We start from the raw sequence: 19,209 nt of genomic DNA on the forward strand, positions 1-19,209 counted from the left end.
CCGCCTTGGTGTGCGCTTTACCCGCAGGCGTCCTGCGCGGCGGTGTTTCCCTTGAAAGTGGGCGGGGGTTCGGGTGATCGCAGAGGAAGAACCGGGTCCACGGTCCGCTTTTCGACGGACTTTCCGTCGCCGTACGACTCCTTGCCGTCACCAGGACCGGACGCCGTATTGCGAGTTTTCGGCACCGATTCGTCCGAGACCGCCTTGGTGACCTCGACGGGCCGGTCCGTGCGCAGCCGGGTGAAGAGTCTCTCCGCCTCGGGTTCCACGAGTTGGTCGCGATTGGTGTTGTCCGGGTAGGAGGTGCGCGGTGCCGTCAGGAACTGGACCCGGTCCGTGGGAAGGTTCCGCATCGCGCGCACAAGATCGTAGAGTCCGCGCAGACTCGCCAAAGCCGGGTCCGTGGTGAGGGACGAGGTGGCGGCGTCCAGCACGGGATACAGCTTCACGGGGTTCAGCAGCACGTTGTCGCTGCGCACTTTGCTGACCAGCGCGCCGAGGAAGCGCTGCTGCCGTTCCATCCGCTCGGTGTCGCTGCCGTCCCCGAGGCTCTTGCGGGCGCGTACGTAGCCGAGCGCCTGCTCGCCGTTGAGCGTGACCCTGCCGGCGGGCAGCGTGAGCTTGGCGGCCCTGTCGTCGATCGGCTGCTTCAGGCACACCTCGACGCCGTCGAGCGCGTCGACCATCTTCTTGAAGCCGTTGAAGTCGACCACCATGTGGTGGTCGATCCGGATGTTCGTCAGCTTCTCGACGGTACGGATCGTGCAGGCCGAACCCCCGGTCGCGAAAGCGTAGTTGAACAGTGTGAAGGCGGCCTCGCTGCTACTGCCGTCCGGGCGCCTGCAACTCGGTACGTTCACCATGAGGTCGCGCGGGAGGGAGACGGCGGTGGCGCTGCGCCGGTTGGCCGCGAGGTGGAGCAGGATCGTGGTGTCGGACCGCTCCGTGCCGAAGTCACGCCCGTAGCGGCTGTTCCCGGTGCCCGACCGCGTGTCGGACCCGATGATCAGGATGTTCAGCGCCCCGCGTACGAGCGCCGTGGGCCGCTCCTTCTCGTACCGGGCGAGCTCGGCGGCCGCGTCGTTGTCCGCGGTGATGTTCGAGTTCAGCTTCTCGTACGCGGCCCACCCGGCCCCGGCGGCCCCGAGCAGCAGCAGGGCGAGGCCGAGCGAGCAGCGGCGTATCCAGCGCCGCCGGCGGTGGCGCAGGAGCCCGGGCCCGGTGGGAGTGGCACCGACGGGCCCGGGACGGCGCGGGCCGCCCGCCCCCTGGCTTCGTGAGGTGCCATCCGTTGCCACTGCCGGATCCACCGCCTTGTGACGTACGAGCGTGCAGCGCTCTTACGACCATGGCCCGGCGCGGACGCCGGGGCGGCCGGTGCTAGGCCGAACGGGGGACAGGGTGGCGCCCCGGCCGCGCCCTGTCCCAGCGGGGCGTGGGGCCCCGTGACCTCCTGCGACGCCGCCGCAGGGGGGAGCGAGGGGACCGGGAGCGACGGGTGGCGCCTCCGTTGTGCGGACGCCTTCTGGGTGCGGCGGCTGGGTGCTTGCCGGGACCTCGTCGCGCGGCGGTCGCTGCTCGCCCGGAGGGGTCGTCCGAGGCCGCTCAGCGTGCGGTGGCCGTGACCCTCTCGCTCTCGATCCGCTTGGCGAGCGCGTCCTCGCCGAGCCGCTCGAGATGCCGGCACAGCACCACCGAGCCCCCGGAGGCCAAGGGTGCGTACAGCCCGGCGCTCAGCCCTTCCCATGTGTCGTACGCCAGTCCGGACAGCAGACGTGAGCCCGGGCCTGTCAGACCCAGGGACGGTGCGTCGGCGCGGGCCAGCTCCGTCACCTCCGCGCCCGTGTACTCCGCTCCCGCGACGATCAGCGCCGGCTCCTCCGGGTCGACCGGCGCGTAGGGCTGGAAGCGGTCGCCCTGGCTCGGCACTTCGACCGCGTAGTCGACGAAGCCCTGCGGGGTCTGCGGGAAGCGGCCACCGAGGGGGCGCAGGGCCAGGGCGACGCGCTCCCCGGAGCAGGCGCGCGCCGCGTCCAGCGTGTCGGGTCCGCTCACCACGAGGTCGGCGGCGCCGGCGTCACCGCCCACGTCCGCGACGACGCCCACGGATGCGCACGCGAGCAGCCACACCGCCGTCTGCCAGTGCGCGGGCAGCAGCAGGGCGACCCGGTCGCCGGGCTCGGCGGCGAGGTCGCCCTGGAGGAGATTGGCGGTCTTGGACACCCAGTTGGCGAACGTGGCCACGGAGAGCTCGACGCGTTCACCCGTGGCGTCGTCGTAGAAGGTCACCAGGGGGCGCGCGGGGTCCGAGGCGAGTGCGGATCGCAGCAGGTCGGCAGGGGTGCGGTCGGTGGCGTTCACGCGCGCAAGAGTACGCGGGGGCGGTCGTCTTGGGGCTCAGCGGCGGGCGGGTGAACGGACCACCGGTTCGGACCACCTCAGCCGACGATCCGTCAATTCGTTAATAGACATTGTATGTCGTTAATGGACATGTATGTATGGCTATGCCCAAGATCGGGGGCATGCGCGGATACCTTGCTTCCTCCATCGGACTCACATGCTCGGCGGTACTGACTCTCTCCTTCGCCGTCCCGGCCACAGCGGCCGGGCCGGTTGTGCGGGGTCCCTCGGCTGCGGCGCACATGCCGGCCGCGTCGCCCGCCGGACCGCTCACCGGGGCGAGCATCCCCGGCGACACCCAGTCCCTGCCCCTCGTACCCCTCCATCCCAGGCGGGCCGCCGGTGCGCTGCCCGAGGCGGGGCTGGCCCCGCAGACCGTACGGTCCTTCTCGCTGGTCGGCGTCGTCTGGGACGACCCGCAAACCGAACTGCACGGCCTGGTCCAGATCCGCACCCGTGCGAGCGGCACGACCCGTTGGTCGGCCTGGCAGGAACTGGAGACGCACAACCACGGCCACGGCCCCGACCCGGACAGCGCGGAGGGCGCCTCGCACCGGATGCGCGGATCGACCGCGCCGCTGTGGGTCGGCAACTCGGACGGCGTGGAGGTGAGAGTGCGCGCCGAGGCGGACCAGACCGGCGGAACCCGTGCGCCGACCCTCCCCGACGGCCTGCGCGTCGAACTGGTCGACCCCGGCAAGGGGCCGCAGGCGGGCGCCCCCGCGCAGACGCAGGCCGTCGACGGACAGCCGTCGGACGGGGGCGCATCCGCCGAAGTGAGCGGCGCGGGTATCGCCGCGTCCGCCATTGACGCCGCCCTGGCGCCCCCGAATGTTCTCGCGCCCCCGAACGCCGCGGAGATTCCGGCGCTGTCGAAGGAGGCGACGAAGGAAGCGGCCGACGAGCAGAGGGCGGAGGCGGCCGGAACGCTCCCGGAAAGTGCGCAGCCGTACATCGGGCCGCGCCCGCGCATCATCACGCGCAGCGGCTGGGGAGCCGACGAGAGCCTGCGTGAGCCGGGCTTCATCTACACGGCGAGTGTGAAGGTGGCCTTCGTCCACCACTCGGCGTCGGGCAACAACTACACCTGCGCGCAAGCGCCTTCCGTCATCCGCAGCATCTACCGCTACCACGTCGTGAGCAGCGGCTGGCGGGACATCGGGTACAACTTCCTCATCGACAAGTGCGGAAACATCTACGAAGGCCGCGCCGGGGGCGTGGACAAGCCCGTGATGGGCGCTCACACCCTCGGGTTCAACACCAACAGCATGGGGGTCGCCGTCCTCGGCACCTACACCAGCACCCAACCGTCGGCCGCCGCCGTGAACGCCCTCGCCGCGCTCACGGCGTGGAAGGTGGGCCTCTACGGCATGGATCCGCGTGCCAAGACATACCTGCAGTCCGGTGGTGGCAACCTCTACCCGAAGGGCGTCAACGCACAACTCAACGTGGTTTCCGGCCATCGCGACGGGTTCGCCACGGAATGCCCGGGGCAGCTGCTGTACGCCAAACTCGGGTCGATCCGTACCACCGCGGCGCGGTTGCAGGGCCGCTGAGGAAGGGGGCCGTCCCACGAAGCCGTACCGACCACCCGCACGACATCCACGGTGTTCGGTACGCCTGCGCACGACGGTCCCCACGACGCCGTACGCGTCTTTGAGTACGAAGGTGTACGGGGGGTGTCCCCCGCACGGCCGTCGAAGGACACCCCACTGTCGTCGAAGGCACCTCTAACGGTTCTCATAACGCCCTTAGCGGTCCTCATAACACGGTCTGCATACACTGGCCGGCCGATGGACAGTTCGGCCGGTCCCGGCAGGAAGCAGAGACGACAGGTGACAGAAGCGATCCTCCTGGTCGGCGGTAGAGGCACCCGGCTGCGGCCGCTCACGGTGCACACTCCCAAGCCCATGGTTCCGGCCGCAGGGGTGCCCTTCCTTACGCATCAGCTGGCGCGGGCGAGGGCGGCGGGTGTGGAGCACATCGTGCTCGCCACCTCCTATCTGGCAGAGGTGTTCGAGCCGTACTTCGGTGACGGCTCGGCCCTCGGCCTCCGACTCGAGTACGTCACGGAGGAGGAACCCCTCGGTACGGGCGGCGCCATCAGGAACGTGGCGAGCCGCCTCCACTCGGGACCCGACGAGCCGGTCCTCATCTTCAACGGGGACATCCTCACGGGCCTGGACATCCGCGCCCTGGTCCGCACCCACGAATCGACGGGCGCGGACGTCTCGCTGCACCTCACGAAGGTGACGGACCCGAGGGCCTTCGGCCTGGTGCCCACGGACGAGACGGGCCGGGTGACGGCGTTCCTGGAGAAGCCGCAGACGCCCGAGGAGATCGTCACCGACCAGATCAACGCCGGCGCCTACGTCTTCCGCCGCTCGGTGATCGACACCATCCCGGTGGGGCGCCCGGTCTCGGTGGAACGGGAGACCTTCCCCGGCCTGCTGGCCGCGGGCGCCCATCTGCAGGGCATGGTGGACTCCACGTACTGGCTGGACCTCGGCACCCCGGCGGCGTTCGTGCGCGGTTCGGCGGACCTGGTCCTCGGGCGTGCACCGTCCCCCGCGGTGCCCGGCCGCTGCGGCGACCGGCTGATCCTGCCGACGGCGACGGTCGCCACGGGCGCGAAGCTGACGGGCGGCACGGTGGTCGGTGAGGGCGCCTTCGTCGGGGAGGGTGCCCGGATCTCCGGCAGCACACTGCTCGCCGGCGCGGTCGTGGAACCGGGTGCGGTCATCACCGACTCCCTGATCGGCGCGCGCTCCCGGATCGGCGAACGCTCGGTCGTCTCGGGCGCGGTCATCGGCGACGGCGCGGTGGTCGGCGCGGACAACGAACTCCGTGACGGAGTACGGGTCTGGTGCGACGCGAGGATTCCGGCGGGCGCGGTCCGCTTCTCCTCGGACCAGTAGGTTCCGCACCGCCCGTCCGCAACGCAGGGTGCCCTCCATGGGGGGCACCCGCACTCCTACAACCGCCCGATGTCGCCCCGCCGCATCTTCGGAGCACGCCGGGGCGGCGCGGATCCGCTCAGCAGGATCAGCCGTGCCGCCCGGTGCCGCTGCCCCGCGTACGGCTCGAGCAGCGACAGCATCACCTCGTCGTCCGCATTCCGGTCCCCGGCGAGGGCATAGCCCACGATCCCCGGCAGATGCAGGTCGCCGACGGTCACCGAGTCGGCCGCCCCAAGACTGCGCTGCACGGTCTCCGCGGAGGTCCACGGCCCGATCCCGGGCACCACCTCGAGACGTGCCTGCGCCGCGGCCGCCTCCATCCCCGTGGTCTCCTCCAGCCGTGCGGCCACCCGCACCGCCCGCAGGATCGTCGAGGCCCGTTTGTTGTCGACCCCTGCCCGGTGCCACTCCCAGGACGGAATCAGCGCCCAGGTACGCGGCGCCGGCATCACATGCATCCGGGCCGGCGCGGGTCCCGGCGCCGGCTCCCCGAACTTCCGTACGAGCAGCCGCCATGCCCGGTACGCCTCGTCCGTGGTGACCTTCTGTTCCAGGACCGAGGGGATCAGCGACTCCATGACGAGGCCGGTCCGTGTCAGCCGCAGCCCCGGCCGCCGCTTCCACGTGAGCGCCACCAGCCGGTGCCGCGGTGCGAACGCGGCGGGATCGTCCAGCGCGCCCAGCATCTCGGGCAGTTGATGCAGCAGCCACTCGGCCCCGGGTCCCCAGGCCTCCGCCTCGGCCACCCCGCTCCGCAGCGCGACCCGCAGGGTGCCCGGCCCCGTCGGCGTTCGGCTGGCCCGCCACACCGAGCCGTCCGGTGTCGTCCGGAACGTGGGATCGCCGGGACCGCGTCGCAGCGGCCCGAGCACCAGCCCGAGGTCCAGCGGCCACGGCAGGGCCCAGGAGCGCCTCCGCCCCGGGGCCATGGCCGGCCGCGGCACACCCCCGGGCACGACGACATCCCCACCGCGCACGGTCGTGGAGGTGGGGCGGAGAGGGAAACGTCCGGCCACGGTTGATGTCCTGGTGATTCTGGGGCTGTGCCATATGAGGGTAGGCGTGCCGGGGCCGTGCCGGGGTGGTTCTGCGCGTTTCCGGGCGCCGGGGTCCGGCTCAGCGCACTTCGATGAACGCCTCCGCATCCCGCACGGCACGCGGCTTGGGTTCCTCTGCCGGGTGACCCACCGCGACGGCGCCCATCGGCTCCCAGTTCTGAGGCAGCCCGAGCACCTCGCGCACGACGTCCCGGCAGAACATGGTCGACGACACCCATGCGGAGCCCAGTCGCTCCCCGGCGAGCGCGACGAGCAGGTTCTGCACGCCGGCCCCCGTGGCGACCACGAACATCTCCCGTTCGGCCGCGTCCCGCCGTGCGTCGCCGTAGGTGTGGGACCCGTCCATGACCATGCAGGGCACGACGAGGTACGGCGCGTTGCGCAGCACGTCCCCGCGCCGGATCCGCTTCGCGATGGACTCCTCGGTCTTCGCGTCCCGCCGCAGATCGGCGATCCACGCGTCCCGCATGGCGTCCAGCAGTCGCGTCCGCGATGCAGCGGACTCCAGGAGCACGAACCGCCACGGCGTCGTGTGGTGCGGCGCCGGCGCCGTCACCGCGGCGGCCACGGCGCGTCGTACGGCACCGGGGTCGACGGGCTCGTCGGTGAAGGCCCGCACCGTACGCCGCTGGGTCACCGCCTCCCGTACCGCCTCGGAGGTGCCCAGCCGGAACATGTCGTCGCGTGCGTCGCGCACCATCGCGCGTGCTCCCTCGCCGTCGTCCTGTGAGACCACGTGCGGCAGCCCGCGCACCACGGCGACGGGCAGCCCCGCTGCCTTCCCCTTGACCAGGTCGCCGGCCGCGGCCAGTTCGTCCGCGGTGGCGACGACGGTCGCGCTCAGCGGATTGCCGTGCGCGTCCGTGCCGCCGCGCAGGTCGTCCAGGACCCGTACGCCCGCGGCGCCGACGGCCACATCGGTCAGCCCGGTGCGCCAGGGTCTGCCGAAGGTGTCCGTCACGATGACGCCCACCTCGACCCCCAGCGTGTCCCGCAGTCCCTCCCGGATGAGCCGCGCGGAGGCGTCGGGGTCCTCGGGCAGCAACAGCACCGTCCCCGTCGGGGTGTTGGAGGCGTCGACGCCGGCGGCGGCCATGATGAGCCCCTGCCGGTTCTCCACGATCCTGAGCGGTCCGCGCCGGGCCACGACCCGTACGGTCTCGGCGTCGATGGCGGCCTCGCGGTCGTCCGCCCGGACGATGCGTCCCTCCGCCTTGGACACGATCTTCGAGGTGACGAGCAGGACGTCCCCGTCGACGAGCCCGGGCTCGGTGGCCGCGATCAGCTTGGCCAGGTCGTCACCGGAGCGGACCTCGGGGAGTCCGGCCAGGGCCCAGACCCGGTAGCCGGCTGTCTCGGTCACGACGTCCGCACCTCCTCGGCGAGCGCCAGCGCCTCCTGGGCCATCCGGGCCGTCGCCTCCAGGTCCGTCATCATCAACGGCACCGCGCGGCAGCGGATGCCCGCGGCTTCCACGCGCTCCACGGCGGACGCGTCCACCGTGTCCACGAGCCAGCCGTCCAGCAGCCCCGAGCCGTAGTGCTCGGCGACCGCCGCTGCCGTCGATTCGACGCCGACCGCCGCGAGCACCTTGTCCGCCATCCCGCGCACGGGCGCGTCACCGATGATGGGGGAGAGGCCCACCACGGGGACCCCGGCGTCCGCGATCGCCTCGCGTATGCCGGGCACGGCGAGGATCGTGCCGACCGAGACGACGGGATTGGACGGGGGGAAGAGGACGACGTCCGCTTCGGCGATGGCCTCCAGGACACCCGGCGCCGGCTTGGCCTGGTCGGCGCCGACGGGCACGACCGCCTCGGCCGGGACGGAGGCCCGCAGCCGCACCCAGTACTCCTGGAAGTGGATCACCTTGCGCTCGCCGGCCCCTGCGCCGGAGTCACTGTCGGGCAGGGTGACGGCGACATGGGTCTCGACCCGGTCGTCCGACATGGGGATGAGCCGGACCCCCGGCTTCCAGCGGTCGCACAACGCCTCCGTGACCGCACTGAGCGGATAGCCCGCGCCCAGCATCTGCGTCCGCACGATGTGCGTGGCGAAGTCGCGGTCACCGAGCCCGAACCACTCCGGTCCGACGCCGTACGCCGCGAGTTCCTCCTTGAGGTGGAAGGTCTCGTCGGCCCGGCCCCAGCCCTGTTCCTCGTTGATGCCGCCGCCGAGCGTGTACATCACCGTGTCGAGGTCCGGGCAGACCTTCAGCCCGAAGAGGTGGATGTCGTCGCCGGTGTTGCCGATGACCGTGACGTCCGCGTCTGGCACGGCCCGCTTGAGACCGCGCAGAAACCGGGCACCGCCGATGCCGCCTGCCAGAACCACAATGCGCATTGAAACAGTGTGTCAGCCGCCAGGCCCACTCGTTGAGGGGTGGTGGCCGGTGACGAGGGGGACGGTCCTGTCGGAGGCTACGACACCGTGCGACCCGGCTTGTGGACGGCCCGCCGGCTGTCCGCGGCGCCCCCGCCGGTACCGGCCCGTGCCGTCCGGCAGTGCGCCGTCGACTCAGCGGCTGACGGTGTCGACGGCGCTCCGGTCGGCGGCGCACGCCTCGACGGGGGTTCCTTCGGCCGTGCCCGGCTGGGACTGCGGGAGCATGGCCATCTCGGTCAGACCCGGGAAGTAGACGTGCAGGCTGACGGCCGGCTCCAGCGTGTCGTTCACCACTTCGTGCACATACCCGGGCGCGAAAACCCGTTGCGCACCGGCCTCCAGCGCGCGGGTGCCGCGCTCCGTGCGCTCGGTGAGCGCGCCTTCCAGGACGGTCAGCACGCCGGACGAGCGCCCGTGGTCGTGCAGTCCGCTGCCCTGCCCGGGCACCCAGGACAGCAGCCACACCTCGTAGCCGGGTCCGGTGCGCAGCCGGTGGTACCAGCGGGACGTCGCGTCGTACTGAACCAGGTGCGCCCACTGGGAGCGGTCGGCGGCGACGGAGCGGGCGAGGCCGGCGAACTCGGCCACGGTGGCCGGGTGCTCGCGCGGCGGCTGGAGCAGGTGCGGCACTTCGAGGATGTCGCCGGCGATCTGGAGGTCGCTGTCGCTGTTCATGGGTGCGGAGTTCCTCGGCGGGAGGGAGCGGGGGGCTGGGTGTCGCGTGTCGTCCGCCCGGATCACGGGCGTGGCGCGGGCCCTGGTACGGGCTGAGGGACAGCAGCCGAGTCGCGTGGACTCAGGAGCGGCCGGAGCGGCGGAAGGCTCAACAGCCGGAACAGCAACAGCGAGCACGGGCAGCACCGAGGGACCCGGCGGTGCGGGTCTGGGTGAGTGCCGAGTTCGCGAGCATGCCCACAAGGACATCGGTTCACATCCCACCTGTCAACTTGAGGCCTGGAATGTGGGATCTGTTTCACCTCATCCGGTTCATCTGACAGGCGAAAGGTTTGTGCAGGGCGAGTCGCGGACACATGGAGCGCACCGCCCGGCGCACGAACGTCGTTGCGATCTCGTGATCCGACTGTGATCAGGTTCGCTCCGCCGTACGTATCGGAACGAGATCGAACTGATGGGCGTCCTTCTCTGTGAGGGGTGGGGGGCTCGCGTACACCCCTCTCGAGTGACATGGTTTATGCCGATTTGCACACTTTCCGCATAGCCTTGGTTCCGCAGAGTGAATAAGGGGCCCAATAGCAGATCTCGGCTTGACTGGCCCGGATCGGCACACTTGTAATTTCACTCGTGTCGTTCAGCCGAAATCGGTAACGGCTACATCACGGGGACGCGAAAGACTGACGAGGGGCGCACATGACCGAGCTGGTGCAGCAACTGCTGGTCGACGACGCGGACGAGGAACTCGGCTGGCAGGAGCGCGCGCTGTGCGCCCAGACCGACCCGGAGTCCTTTTTTCCCGAGAAGGGCGGCTCCACCCGTGAGGCCAAGAAGGTCTGCCTCGCCTGCGAGGTCCGCTCCGAGTGCCTTGAGTACGCACTCGCCAACGACGAACGGTTCGGTATCTGGGGCGGCCTGTCCGAGCGTGAGCGCCGCCGCCTCAAGAAGGCCGCCGTCTGAGTCCGCCGAGCGGCGGGAGCCGTCGAGGACCTCGCAGGACAGCTGCGCGTGCGTCGCGGCCGGACCCTTGGGCCAGAGATGAAATGGCGCACACCGATACGTAAAGAACGGCCCGTCGCAGATGGGTTGTCCACAGGCGGCGGGCCGTGATCTTGTCCAGCCGTTAGTGTGGGCCTCCGTCCGAGACGTCCCGCTGCCCCCAGGGGCACAGGCGTCCACCGCAGTCCAGCGAACCGGGGCCCGTACCTCGATGTCCGTGTACAGCCATACGACGGTCCAACACGACGCCGCCACGTCGCCGTTCGACCCGACCCGCCCGCCCGAGTTTCCGCGTCACGTGGTCACCGCGGTGCTCGTCTCCCATGACGGAGCACGCTGGCTGCCCCACGCGCTCGCCGGGCTGCTCGGCCAGGAGCGGCCCGTGCAGAACGCGGTCGCAGCCGACACCGGCAGCGCGGACGACTCCGCCCAGCAGCTCACCGACGCTCTCGGCGCCGACCGTGTACTGCACCTCGCCCGTCGTACCGGTTTCGGCCAGGCCGTCGAGGAGGCGAACCGCAGCGCGGCCGTACTGACCCCGGACGACCTGACCTACCTCAAGCGCCCCAGCGGCTGGGACCCCGTCACTCGCACCTGGCGGGACGAGGCGTACGACATGCCGGAGCTGCCGTACGGCGAGCCCGTGGAGTGGCTGTGGCTCCTGCACGACGACTGCGCCCCGGAACCCGGCGCCTTGGCCCAGCTGCTGCAGGTCGTGGAGAACGAGCTGGAGCTGGGCCGCGACGACCTGGCCGTCGTCGGCCCCAAGCTCCGCGGCTGGTACGACCGCCGGCAGCTCCTCGAGGTCGGCGTCACCATCGCCAACTCCGGCCGCCGCTGGACCGGCCTTGACCGCCGCGAACAGGACCAGGGCCAGCACGACCACATCCGTACGGTGCTGTCCGTGTCCACGGCCGGCATGCTCATCCGGCGCGACGTCTTCGAGGAGCTCGGCGGATTCGACCGTCACCTGCCCCTCATGCGTGACGACGTCGACCTGTGCTGGCGCGCCCATTCCGCGGGATACCGCGTCCTGGTCGCCCCCGATGCGGTGGTACGGCACGCCGAGGCGGCCTCCCGCGAGCGTCGCACCGTCGACTGCGTGAGCCGTACCGCGGCCTCCCCGCACAAGGTCGACAAGGCGGGTGCCGTCTACACCCTGCTGGTCAACGCCCGCTCGGCACAGCTTCCCTGGGTCCTTCTCCGCCTGGTGCTCGGCACCCTCCTGCGCACGTTGGCCTACCTCGTCGGAAAGGTGCCCCGACAGGCCGTCGACGAGATCCGCGGCCTGCTCGGGACCCTGCTCAGGCCCGAACGGATTTTCGCCGCGCGGCGCAGGCGCGGCCGGCCGCAGATCGACAAGGACGAGCTGCGCCCGCTCTTCCCGCCGCGCGGGGCGACCGTCCGGGCCACCGTCGAACAGATCGCGAGCAACGTGGTGGGCCGCTCCGACCCCGAGGTCTCCTCGGCCGGCCGGCACGGCGGCGGCATCGAATCCGGACCCGGCGGCGACGACGCCGACTTCCTGCAGGTCGAACAGTTCGCCCGGCTCAAGCGCATCGCCCGCAAGCCGGGGCCGGTGCTCTTCGCCGTCCTGCTGCTGTTCTCGCTCGTCGCCTGCCGCGCCCTGCTCGGCGGCGGCGCGCTCGCGGGCGGTGCGATGCTGCCCGCGCCCCCGGACTCCTCCGACCTGTGGTCCCGGTATCTCGACGCCTGGCACCCGGTGGGTGCGGGCGGCACGCAGTCCGCGCCGCCCTATCTCGCGCTCGTGGCCATGCTCGCGAGCATCCTCTTCGGCTCCACCGGGCTGGCGGTCACGGTCCTGCTCGTCTGCTCGGTGCCGCTGGCCGGCTTCACCGCGTACTTCGCCTCACGCCCGCTCGTCGAGTCGCGGCTGGTACGTGCGTGGGCGTCCGTCGCCTACGCCTTCCTGCCCGCCATCACGGGTGCCCTCGCCGGCGGCCGCATCGGCACGGCGGTCCTCGCGATCCTGCTGCCGCTCATCGCACGCGCGGGGATCGCGGCCGGCGGGCTCGCCCGTGCCTCCCGCGCCCGCGGCAGCTGGCGAGCCACCTGGGCGTACGCCCTGCTGCTGACCGTCACCACCGCGTTCACGCCCATCGTGTGGCCGATCGCCCTGGTCCTCGGTCTCCTGCTGCTCGCCCTGCGCAGGCACGACCTCGTCGCCCGCGGCCTCCGCCTCCTCGTGCAGCTGGGCACCCCGCTGCTGATCCTCGCCCCCTGGTCGCTGTCGCTGCTGCCCTTCGGCTTCTTCAAGGAGGCCGGTCTCGCCTACGGCGCGAGCGCGGCCTCCGCGTCCGACCTGCTCGGCGCCAGCCCCGGTGGTCCCGGCACCGTCAGCGGACTGATGCTCGTCGGTGTCGTCCTCGCCGCGCTGGCCGCCCTGATGCGCGGCGAGCGTCAGGGAGCCATCTGGACGGCGTGGGCGGTCGCCCTGACGGCGCTGGTCTTCGCGGTGCTGTCCAACGGCTCCACATGGGCCGGGCCCGCGACCCTCGTCTACGGCCTCGCACTTCTGGCGGCCGCCTCCATCGGCGCGGAAGGCGCGAAGGAGCGGGTGGCCGAGCAGAGCTTCGGCTGGCGCCAGCCGGTCGCCGCGCTCATCGCGTTCGCCTCCGTGGCCGGTCCCCTGCTGATCGCCGCCGGGTGGATGATCCGCGGCGCCGACGGGCCCCTGGAGCGGCGCGACCCCGTGCAGGTGCCGGCATTCGTCGCCGAGGAGGGCGGCACCAGCGACCAGGCCCGCACGCTGGTCCTGGACAGCCAGTCCAGCGCGCGCGTGGGCTACACCCTCGTCCGCGGCTCCGGCGCCCGCCTCGGCGACGGCGAACTCGCCGCGGAGGACGGTGAGAACCAGATGCTCGACAAGGTCGTGGCCAACCTCGTCGCGGGGTCCGGCGCCGACCAGGCGGACGAACTCGGCGGCTTCGCCGTGCGGTACGTCCTCGTCCGCAGGGGCGCGCCGCGTGAGATCAGCCGCGTCCTCGATGCCACGCCCGGCCTGAGCCGGCTCAGCCAGCAGGACGGCAGCGCCCTGTGGCGGGTGGACCGGCAGGTCTCCCGCGCCGCGATCGTCGCGGGCTCCGCCACACCCCAGTCCATCGCCTCCGGACCTGTCGAGATCCACACCAAGATCCCGTCCGGCCCGGGCGGCCGTGTACTGCGGCTCGCCGACACCGCCAGTGCGGGCTGGACCGCGACCCTGGACGGCAGGCCGCTCGTCCGCACCACGGTCGACGACTGGGCCCAGGGCTTCCAACTGCCGACTTCCGGCGGCACGTTGGACGTCACCTACGACACGCCGATCACCCACACAGGCTGGCTGTGGGCGCAGGGCTCGCTCGCCGTCGTCCTCGTGGTCCTCGCCCTGCCCGGCCGCCGCCGGGACGTCGACGACGACCTCCCCGAGGAGCGTTCCGTGCCCGCGCAGGAGACCTCGGGCGAGGGCCGCCGGGCCCGCCGGCTGCGGGCCCAGGCCGAGGCGGAGGAGGCCGACCAGGACACCGACGCCCCGCCGCCCCCGGCCGAGGAGTCTCCGGCCGACATCCCGCAGCAGCCGGCGTACGGCGAGTGGGACACGGCGGGCCAGACAGGCGGCGAGTACGACACGTACGGCGGCGAGCAATACCCGGACTACCAGCAGCAGTACGCGCAGAGCGGCTACGAGTACGGGCAGCAGCAGTACCCGGCCGACCCCTATCAGGGCGCCCAGTACGACCCGTATGCCTACGGCACCACGGCACCGTACGACCCGACGTACGACCAGGGCTACGGCACGCCGTACGACCCGGCGCACGGCACCGACAGTGAGCGCCCCGACGGGAGCCAGCAGTGAACCGCACGACCCTGTCCCTGATCGTCGGCACGGCCGCGCTCGCCGCCGTCACCGGATTCGCGGCGCTCACCGCACCGGCCGCGTCCAGTGGCGGCACCGCCAAGGCGGCGGCCCGGCTGCCGGTGGAGCAGACCCGGCTGCTGTGCCCGGAGCCGAGCACCTCCGACATAGCCGACACCACGTACACGTCCTTCACGCCCGTCTCGCCCGGCACGAGCAGCGGCGGCAAGGCCGAACTCACCGCGGCGGGCGCGCAGTCCGCGGCCGGCTCGGACTCCTCCGGAAGCGGAAAGTCCGCCAAGAACAAGAAGCAGCCGGACGCTCCCAAGGTGACCCCCAAGGAGCCGGGCACCCCCGTCACCGGGACCGCCTCCGGCAGCGACACGCCTGCCCTGCTCGGTACTGCCACCGGCCGTCTCGCGCCCGGCTGGACGGTCCAGGAGACGACACAGGTCGACGCGGGCACCGGCCGGGGGCTGCTCGGCACCGGCTGCAGCGCCCCGGACACGGAGTTCTGGTTCCCGGGCGCAAGCACCGCCGGGTCCCGCACCGACTATGTGCACCTGACCAACCCCGACGACTCCGCCGCGGTCGTCGACATCGAGCTGTACGGCAAGGACGGCAACCTCAAGTCGACGGTCGGCGAGGGCATCACGGTCCAGCCGCACTCCAGCGAGCCGGTCCTGCTGTCCACGCTCAGCAGTGCCCAGGAGAGCGACCTCACGGTCCACGTCGGCGTCCGAAGCGGCCGGGTCGCCGCCGCCGTGCAGGCCCTCGACGACAAGCTGGGCGGCGACTGGCTGGCCGCCTCCACCGACCCCGCGGGCTCCCTGGTGATGCCCGGCATCCCCAAGGACGCCACGGACGTACGACTGATCGCCTTCGTACCCGGCGACGCCGACGCCGACCTGAAGGTGCGCCTGGCCTCGCCCTCCGGTGAGATCACCCCGGCCGGGAACGAGACGCTGCATGTGAAGGGCGGCATGACCACCGCCGTCGACCTCGGCGACGTCACCCGCGGGGAGGCGGGCTCCCTGGTGCTGACGCCCAGCGACTCCCCGGTCCCCGTGGTCGCCGCGCTGCGCGTGCTGCGGGGCAAGGGCGACAAGCAGGAGTCGGCGTTCATCCCGGCCACCGCGCCGGTCGGCACGCGCGCCTCGGTGGCCGGCAACTTCGGCAAGGACTCGACGCTCGCGCTGAGCGCCCCGGGCGGCGCGGCCACGGTCAAGGTCACCGCGTCCGCGGGCAGCGAAGGCGGGACCGCCGTCACGAAGCAGTACACGATCAAGGGCGGTACGACACAGGACGTGCACGCGCCCGTGCCGAGCGGTCTCAAGGGCTCGTACGCGCTCACCGTGGAGCCGGTCTCCGGAGGACCCGTCTACGCCGCCCGCACCCTGCAGACGACCGTCGAGGGCGTACCGGCGTTCACGGTGCAGACCCTCCCGGACGACCGTGGGACGGTCGCGGTGCCCCAGGCGGACCAGGATCTGTCGGTGCTGCTGAAGAAGTGACGGACGGGGCCGTCACCTCCCCCGGTCCGGGCCGCGGGGTGGTGCGGCCCTGCCGGTCAGTCCTCGCCGTAGCGCGGGTCCACCGTCTCCGGGGTCAGCCCGAGCAGCTCCGCCACCTGCTCCACGACCACCTCGTGGACGAGGGCCGCGCGCTCGTCGCGGCTCTTCGTCCGGATCTCGACCGGCCGGCGGTAGACGACCACTCGTGCCCGGCGGCCCTCGCGGGCCTCGATCGTGGCACCGAGGGGTACCGCCTCGTCGATCCAGACGTCTCCGGCGCCGTCCAGGCGCGGCACTTCCAGGACCAGGAAATCGATGTCGGCGAGCTGCGGCCAGCGTCGCTCCAGACGCTCCACGGAGTCCTGCACCAGGTCCGCGAACACCTCGGCCCGGCTCGCGGCGAGCGGCACCTGGGGCGGCGCGACGGGGCCACGCATGCCTCTGCCATGGCGGTCACGGCGACGGGGCCCGGGCGCGGTGGCGCGGGGCGTTACAGGGTTGTCCATCACTGACGAAGAGTAGTCCCCGCGGGGTCCCCTCGCCCCGCCCCCACACGGCCGCGCACCCCCTCTGTCGCCTCCTTGTTCGACCGCCCTGCAGTGGCGGGCTCCGTGGAGCTGCGCCGGTGCCGGGGCGCCGATGTCGCAGGATGACCATTCCGGCCAAGGTTGGGCTCGATTCCATATACCCCCGAGACCGCCGCCCTCATGAGAATTGACGGCGTTTGTACCGAGTGCTGACCGGTTCCAGGGGTGTCCGGTTCTCTCGTACCGGCTGTCCGTGCAGGTCAGCCTGTCGGGCCGGAAGGGGTGTGTGGGGTGTCTCACAGCACGACACGGTGGAGTGACCTGGGGAAGAGTCGTCGCGGCCCGCTCAAGAGTGCGGTACCGTCCAACGTCGTGAGCCCTGTACGTCGCTGTTCGCGCACCGCTTGCGGCCGACCTGCCGTCGCGACGCTGACGTACGTCTACGCCGACTCGACCGCGGTCCTCGGCCCGCTCGCCACCTACGCCGAACCCCACTGCTACGACCTGTGCGCCGAGCACTCCGAGCGCCTGACCGCGCCGCGCGGCTGGGAGGTCGTCCGGCTGCTGGACGGCTCGGCACCCGCGCGCCCCAGCGGTGACGACCTCGAGGCGCTCGCCAACGCGGTGCGTGAGGCGGCCCGTCCGCAGCAGCGCGCCGCCGGGGCCGGCGGCGGCTACGGCCGCACGGCGGACCCGATGGAGGTCGCCCGCCGCGGCCATCTCCGGGTGCTGCGTTCACCGGACAACTGACCGCCGGTCGACCGGCCTTGAGGCCCGGGTCCCGCCTCGGCGTCCCGGCCCGCCGTCAACAGCCGCCGCAGCTCACTCCTTCGAACGATTTCTCGGCTCATCTGGCCCAAGAGCGGGCTTCGTCGGCCCGCGCGGCATCCCGCCCTCGCGAAGGTGCCATCGACTTCCGGACGCGTCCGTACCCCGGCGTGCGCTCCTCGGCGCCCGGCCGGCCGGGCACGCCGGTTCTCAGCCCCGTGCGGCCCCGGCTTCCGGGCCCCGTGAGCAGGGGCTTCCGGGCCAGCGCACCGGTGTTCCGGTCGAGCCCCGGTATGAACTCCGTGGGAACTGTCCACGCTGGGCCCCGGGGCGCGTCCAGGTGTCGGAGCAGGCAGGTAGTTTGTGCTCATCATTGAGACTCCAGGAGGGTTTGGCCGTGTCAGCTGATCTGTCGCAGATCGTGAAGGCGTACGACGTACGCGGGGTCGTCCCGGACCAGTGGGACGAATCGCTCGCGGAGCTCTTCGGAGCGGCCTTCGCGCAGACGACCGGCGCGGACGCGATCGTCGTCGGCCATGACATGCGGCCCTCCTCCCCTGGCCTCTCGCGTGCCTTCGCGCGCGGGGCGGCGGCACGTGGCGTCGACGTCACGGAGATCGGCCTGTGCTCGACGGATCAGCTGTACTACGCGTCGGGCGCGTTCGACCTGCCGGGCGCGATGTTCACCGCGTCACACAACCCGGCCCAGTACAACGGCATCAAGATGTGCCGCGCGGGTGCCGCCCCGGTCGGCCAGGACACCGGTCTCGCCGAGATCCGTGAGCTGGTCGAGCAGTGGCTGGACCCGGGCGCGCCGGAGCCGGTGGAGACGCCAGGGACGATCACCCGGCGGGACACGCTGGAGGACTACGCGGCGTACCTGCGCTCCCTGGTCGACCTGACCTCCATCCGCCGCCTGAAGGTCGTCGTCGACGCGGGCAACGGCATGGGCGGCCACACCGTGCCGACCGTCTTCGCCGGGCTGCCGATCGACCTTGTCCCGATGTACTTCGAGCTGGACGGCACCTTCCCCAACCACGAGGCCAACCCGCTCGACCCGGCGAACATCGTCGACCTGCAGGAGCGGGTGCGCCAGGAGCAGGCGGACATCGGCATCGCCTTCGACGGAGACGCCGACCGCTGCTTCGTCGTCGACGAGCACGGCGACCCGGTCTCGCCGTCCGCCATCACGGCACTGGTCGCTGCCCGCGAGCTCGGCAAGCACGGCGGCAAGGGCATGATCATCCACAACCTGATCACCTCGTGGTCCGTACCCGAGGTCGTACGGGAGCACGGCGGCACGCCGGTGCGCACGCGCGTGGGCCACTCCTTCATCAAGGCCGAGATGGCGCGCACCGGCGCGATCTTCGGCGGGGAGCACTCCGCGCACTACTACTTCAAGGACTTCTGGAACGCCGACACCGGCATGCTGGCCGCCCTCCACGTCCTCGCGGCCCTCGGCGGCCAGAACGGGCCGCTGTCGCGACTCGTCGCCGAATTCGACCGCTATGTGGGCTCCGGCGAGATCAACTCCACGGTCGACGACCAGAAGGCCCGCATCGCCGCGGTCAAGGCGGCGTACGAGGGCTTCGAGACCGACGAGCTGGACGGCCTGACCGTCTCGTCCGCCGACTGGTGGTTCAACGTCCGCCCCTCCAACACGGAACCGCTGCTCAGGCTGAACGCGGAGGCGAAGGACGAGGCGGCCATGGCGAAGATCCGGGACGAGGTCCTGGCCATCATCCGGGACTGACCCACCCCCTCGCCGACATCCCCCTCCCGCCTGGGGAGGGGGACGAGAACTTGATCAACTCCCGCACGTCGGCCCTCACAGCGGTAATCTGACCAGGCCAAGCGCATCCGCCCGAAGGGACCTTTCATGCCGCTCGAAGCCGGCCTCCTGGAGATTCTCGCCTGCCCGGCGTGCCACGCCCCCCTCAAGGAGGCGGAGAGCGAGCTGGTCTGCACCGGTCAGGACTGCGGCCTCGCCTACCCCGTCCGGGACGGCATCCCGGTCCTGCTCGTGGATGAGGCCCGCCGCCCCGCGTAACGGCCCGGCGATCGGAGACT

15 protein-coding genes are annotated in these 19,209 nt (G+C 71.8%); 8 read left to right on the forward strand and 7 right to left on the reverse strand.

From position 1 onward, the window contains the following. Positions 1–17: 17 nt before the first annotated feature. Both ABZ904_RS33070 and ABZ904_RS33075 read right to left on the reverse strand, forming a co-directional pair. Positions 18–1,298, reverse strand: a complete 1,281-nt coding sequence (locus ABZ904_RS33070; protein ID WP_359403415.1) for an LCP family protein — start codon at positions 1,296–1,298, stop codon at positions 18–20. Between the two features lie 307 nt (positions 1,299–1,605). Then, entirely contained in the window at positions 1,606–2,361 is a 756-nt protein-coding gene (locus ABZ904_RS33075; RefSeq protein WP_359403412.1) for a TIGR03089 family protein, read from the reverse strand. A 143-nt stretch (positions 2,362–2,504) separates the two neighbouring features. Here ABZ904_RS33075 and ABZ904_RS33080 point away from each other — a divergent pair, with 143 nt between their 5' ends. Further along, the gene (locus tag ABZ904_RS33080) at positions 2,505–3,956 is read left to right on the forward strand and encodes an N-acetylmuramoyl-L-alanine amidase (RefSeq protein WP_361827491.1); all 1,452 of its coding nucleotides are present in this window, start codon (positions 2,505–2,507) and stop codon (positions 3,954–3,956) included. Between the two features lie 279 nt (positions 3,957–4,235). Next, on the forward strand, positions 4,236–5,318 hold the full coding sequence (locus ABZ904_RS33085; protein WP_359403409.1) for an NDP-sugar synthase: 1,083 nt from the start codon (positions 4,236–4,238) through the stop codon (positions 5,316–5,318). Between the two features lie 56 nt (positions 5,319–5,374). On the opposite strand, the gene ABZ904_RS33090 is transcribed toward ABZ904_RS33085, so the two are convergent. From ABZ904_RS33090 to ABZ904_RS33105, 4 genes are all read right to left on the reverse strand, one after another. Next, positions 5,375–6,376 (reverse strand): DNA-3-methyladenine glycosylase 2 family protein, encoded by a 1,002-nt coding sequence (locus ABZ904_RS33090; protein ID WP_361827468.1) that lies wholly within the window; start codon positions 6,374–6,376, stop codon positions 5,375–5,377. Positions 6,377–6,476: 100 nt separating this feature from the next. Then, positions 6,477–7,781, reverse strand: coding sequence for a coenzyme F420-0:L-glutamate ligase (locus ABZ904_RS33095; protein ID WP_359403403.1), 1,305 nt, complete (start codon positions 7,779–7,781; stop codon positions 6,477–6,479). After that, a complete protein-coding gene (gene cofD, locus ABZ904_RS33100) occupies positions 7,778–8,761 on the reverse strand; it encodes a 2-phospho-L-lactate transferase (protein WP_360999795.1) in 984 nt (327 codons plus the stop codon). The genes ABZ904_RS33095 and cofD overlap by 4 nt, the downstream gene beginning before the upstream one ends. A 174-nt stretch (positions 8,762–8,935) precedes the next feature. Then, complete coding sequence (locus ABZ904_RS33105; RefSeq protein ID WP_359403397.1) at positions 8,936–9,478, reverse strand: cysteine dioxygenase family protein; 543 nt, start codon at positions 9,476–9,478, stop codon at positions 8,936–8,938. Positions 9,479–10,171: 693 nt separating this feature from the next. On the opposite strand from ABZ904_RS33105, the gene ABZ904_RS33110 reads away from it, so the two are divergent. The 3 genes from ABZ904_RS33110 to ABZ904_RS33120 all read left to right on the forward strand — a co-directional run bounded on the left by ABZ904_RS33110 (position 10,172) and on the right by ABZ904_RS33120 (position 15,844). After that, positions 10,172–10,435, forward strand: a complete 264-nt coding sequence (locus ABZ904_RS33110; RefSeq protein ID WP_003975777.1) for a WhiB family transcriptional regulator — start codon at positions 10,172–10,174, stop codon at positions 10,433–10,435. 250 nt (positions 10,436–10,685) lie between these two features. Continuing rightward, a complete protein-coding gene (locus ABZ904_RS33115; protein WP_361827472.1) occupies positions 10,686–14,330 on the forward strand; it encodes a glycosyltransferase in 3,645 nt (1,214 codons plus the stop codon). Further along, the gene (locus ABZ904_RS33120; protein ID WP_361827476.1) at positions 14,327–15,844 is read left to right on the forward strand and encodes a DUF5719 family protein; all 1,518 of its coding nucleotides are present in this window, start codon (positions 14,327–14,329) and stop codon (positions 15,842–15,844) included. The genes ABZ904_RS33115 and ABZ904_RS33120 overlap by 4 nt, the downstream gene beginning before the upstream one ends. 56 nt (positions 15,845–15,900) lie before the next feature. Here the strand turns inward: ABZ904_RS33120 and ABZ904_RS33125 are convergent, their stop codons facing one another. Then, on the reverse strand, positions 15,901–16,350 hold the full coding sequence (locus tag ABZ904_RS33125) for a metallopeptidase family protein (RefSeq protein ID WP_359403388.1): 450 nt from the start codon (positions 16,348–16,350) through the stop codon (positions 15,901–15,903). A gap of 393 nt (positions 16,351–16,743) precedes the next feature. Between ABZ904_RS33125 and ABZ904_RS33130 the strand changes: the two genes are divergently transcribed. The 3 genes from ABZ904_RS33130 to ABZ904_RS33140 all read left to right on the forward strand — a co-directional run bounded on the left by ABZ904_RS33130 (position 16,744) and on the right by ABZ904_RS33140 (position 19,189). Further along, the gene (locus ABZ904_RS33130) at positions 16,744–17,121 is read left to right on the forward strand and encodes a DUF3499 domain-containing protein (RefSeq protein ID WP_359403384.1); all 378 of its coding nucleotides are present in this window, start codon (positions 16,744–16,746) and stop codon (positions 17,119–17,121) included. 415 nt (positions 17,122–17,536) lie between these two features. Then, positions 17,537–18,892, forward strand: a complete 1,356-nt coding sequence (locus ABZ904_RS33135) for a phosphomannomutase/phosphoglucomutase (RefSeq protein ID WP_359403381.1) — start codon at positions 17,537–17,539, stop codon at positions 18,890–18,892. A 126-nt stretch (positions 18,893–19,018) separates the two neighbouring features. After that, a complete protein-coding gene (locus ABZ904_RS33140; RefSeq protein WP_359403378.1) occupies positions 19,019–19,189 on the forward strand; it encodes a Trm112 family protein in 171 nt (56 codons plus the stop codon). Positions 19,190–19,209 lie beyond the last annotated feature (20 nt).

The organism is Streptomyces sp. NPDC046900 (assembly GCF_040644975.1).
In the GTDB taxonomy this organism is placed as follows: Bacteria; Actinomycetota; Actinomycetes; order Streptomycetales; family Streptomycetaceae; genus Streptomyces.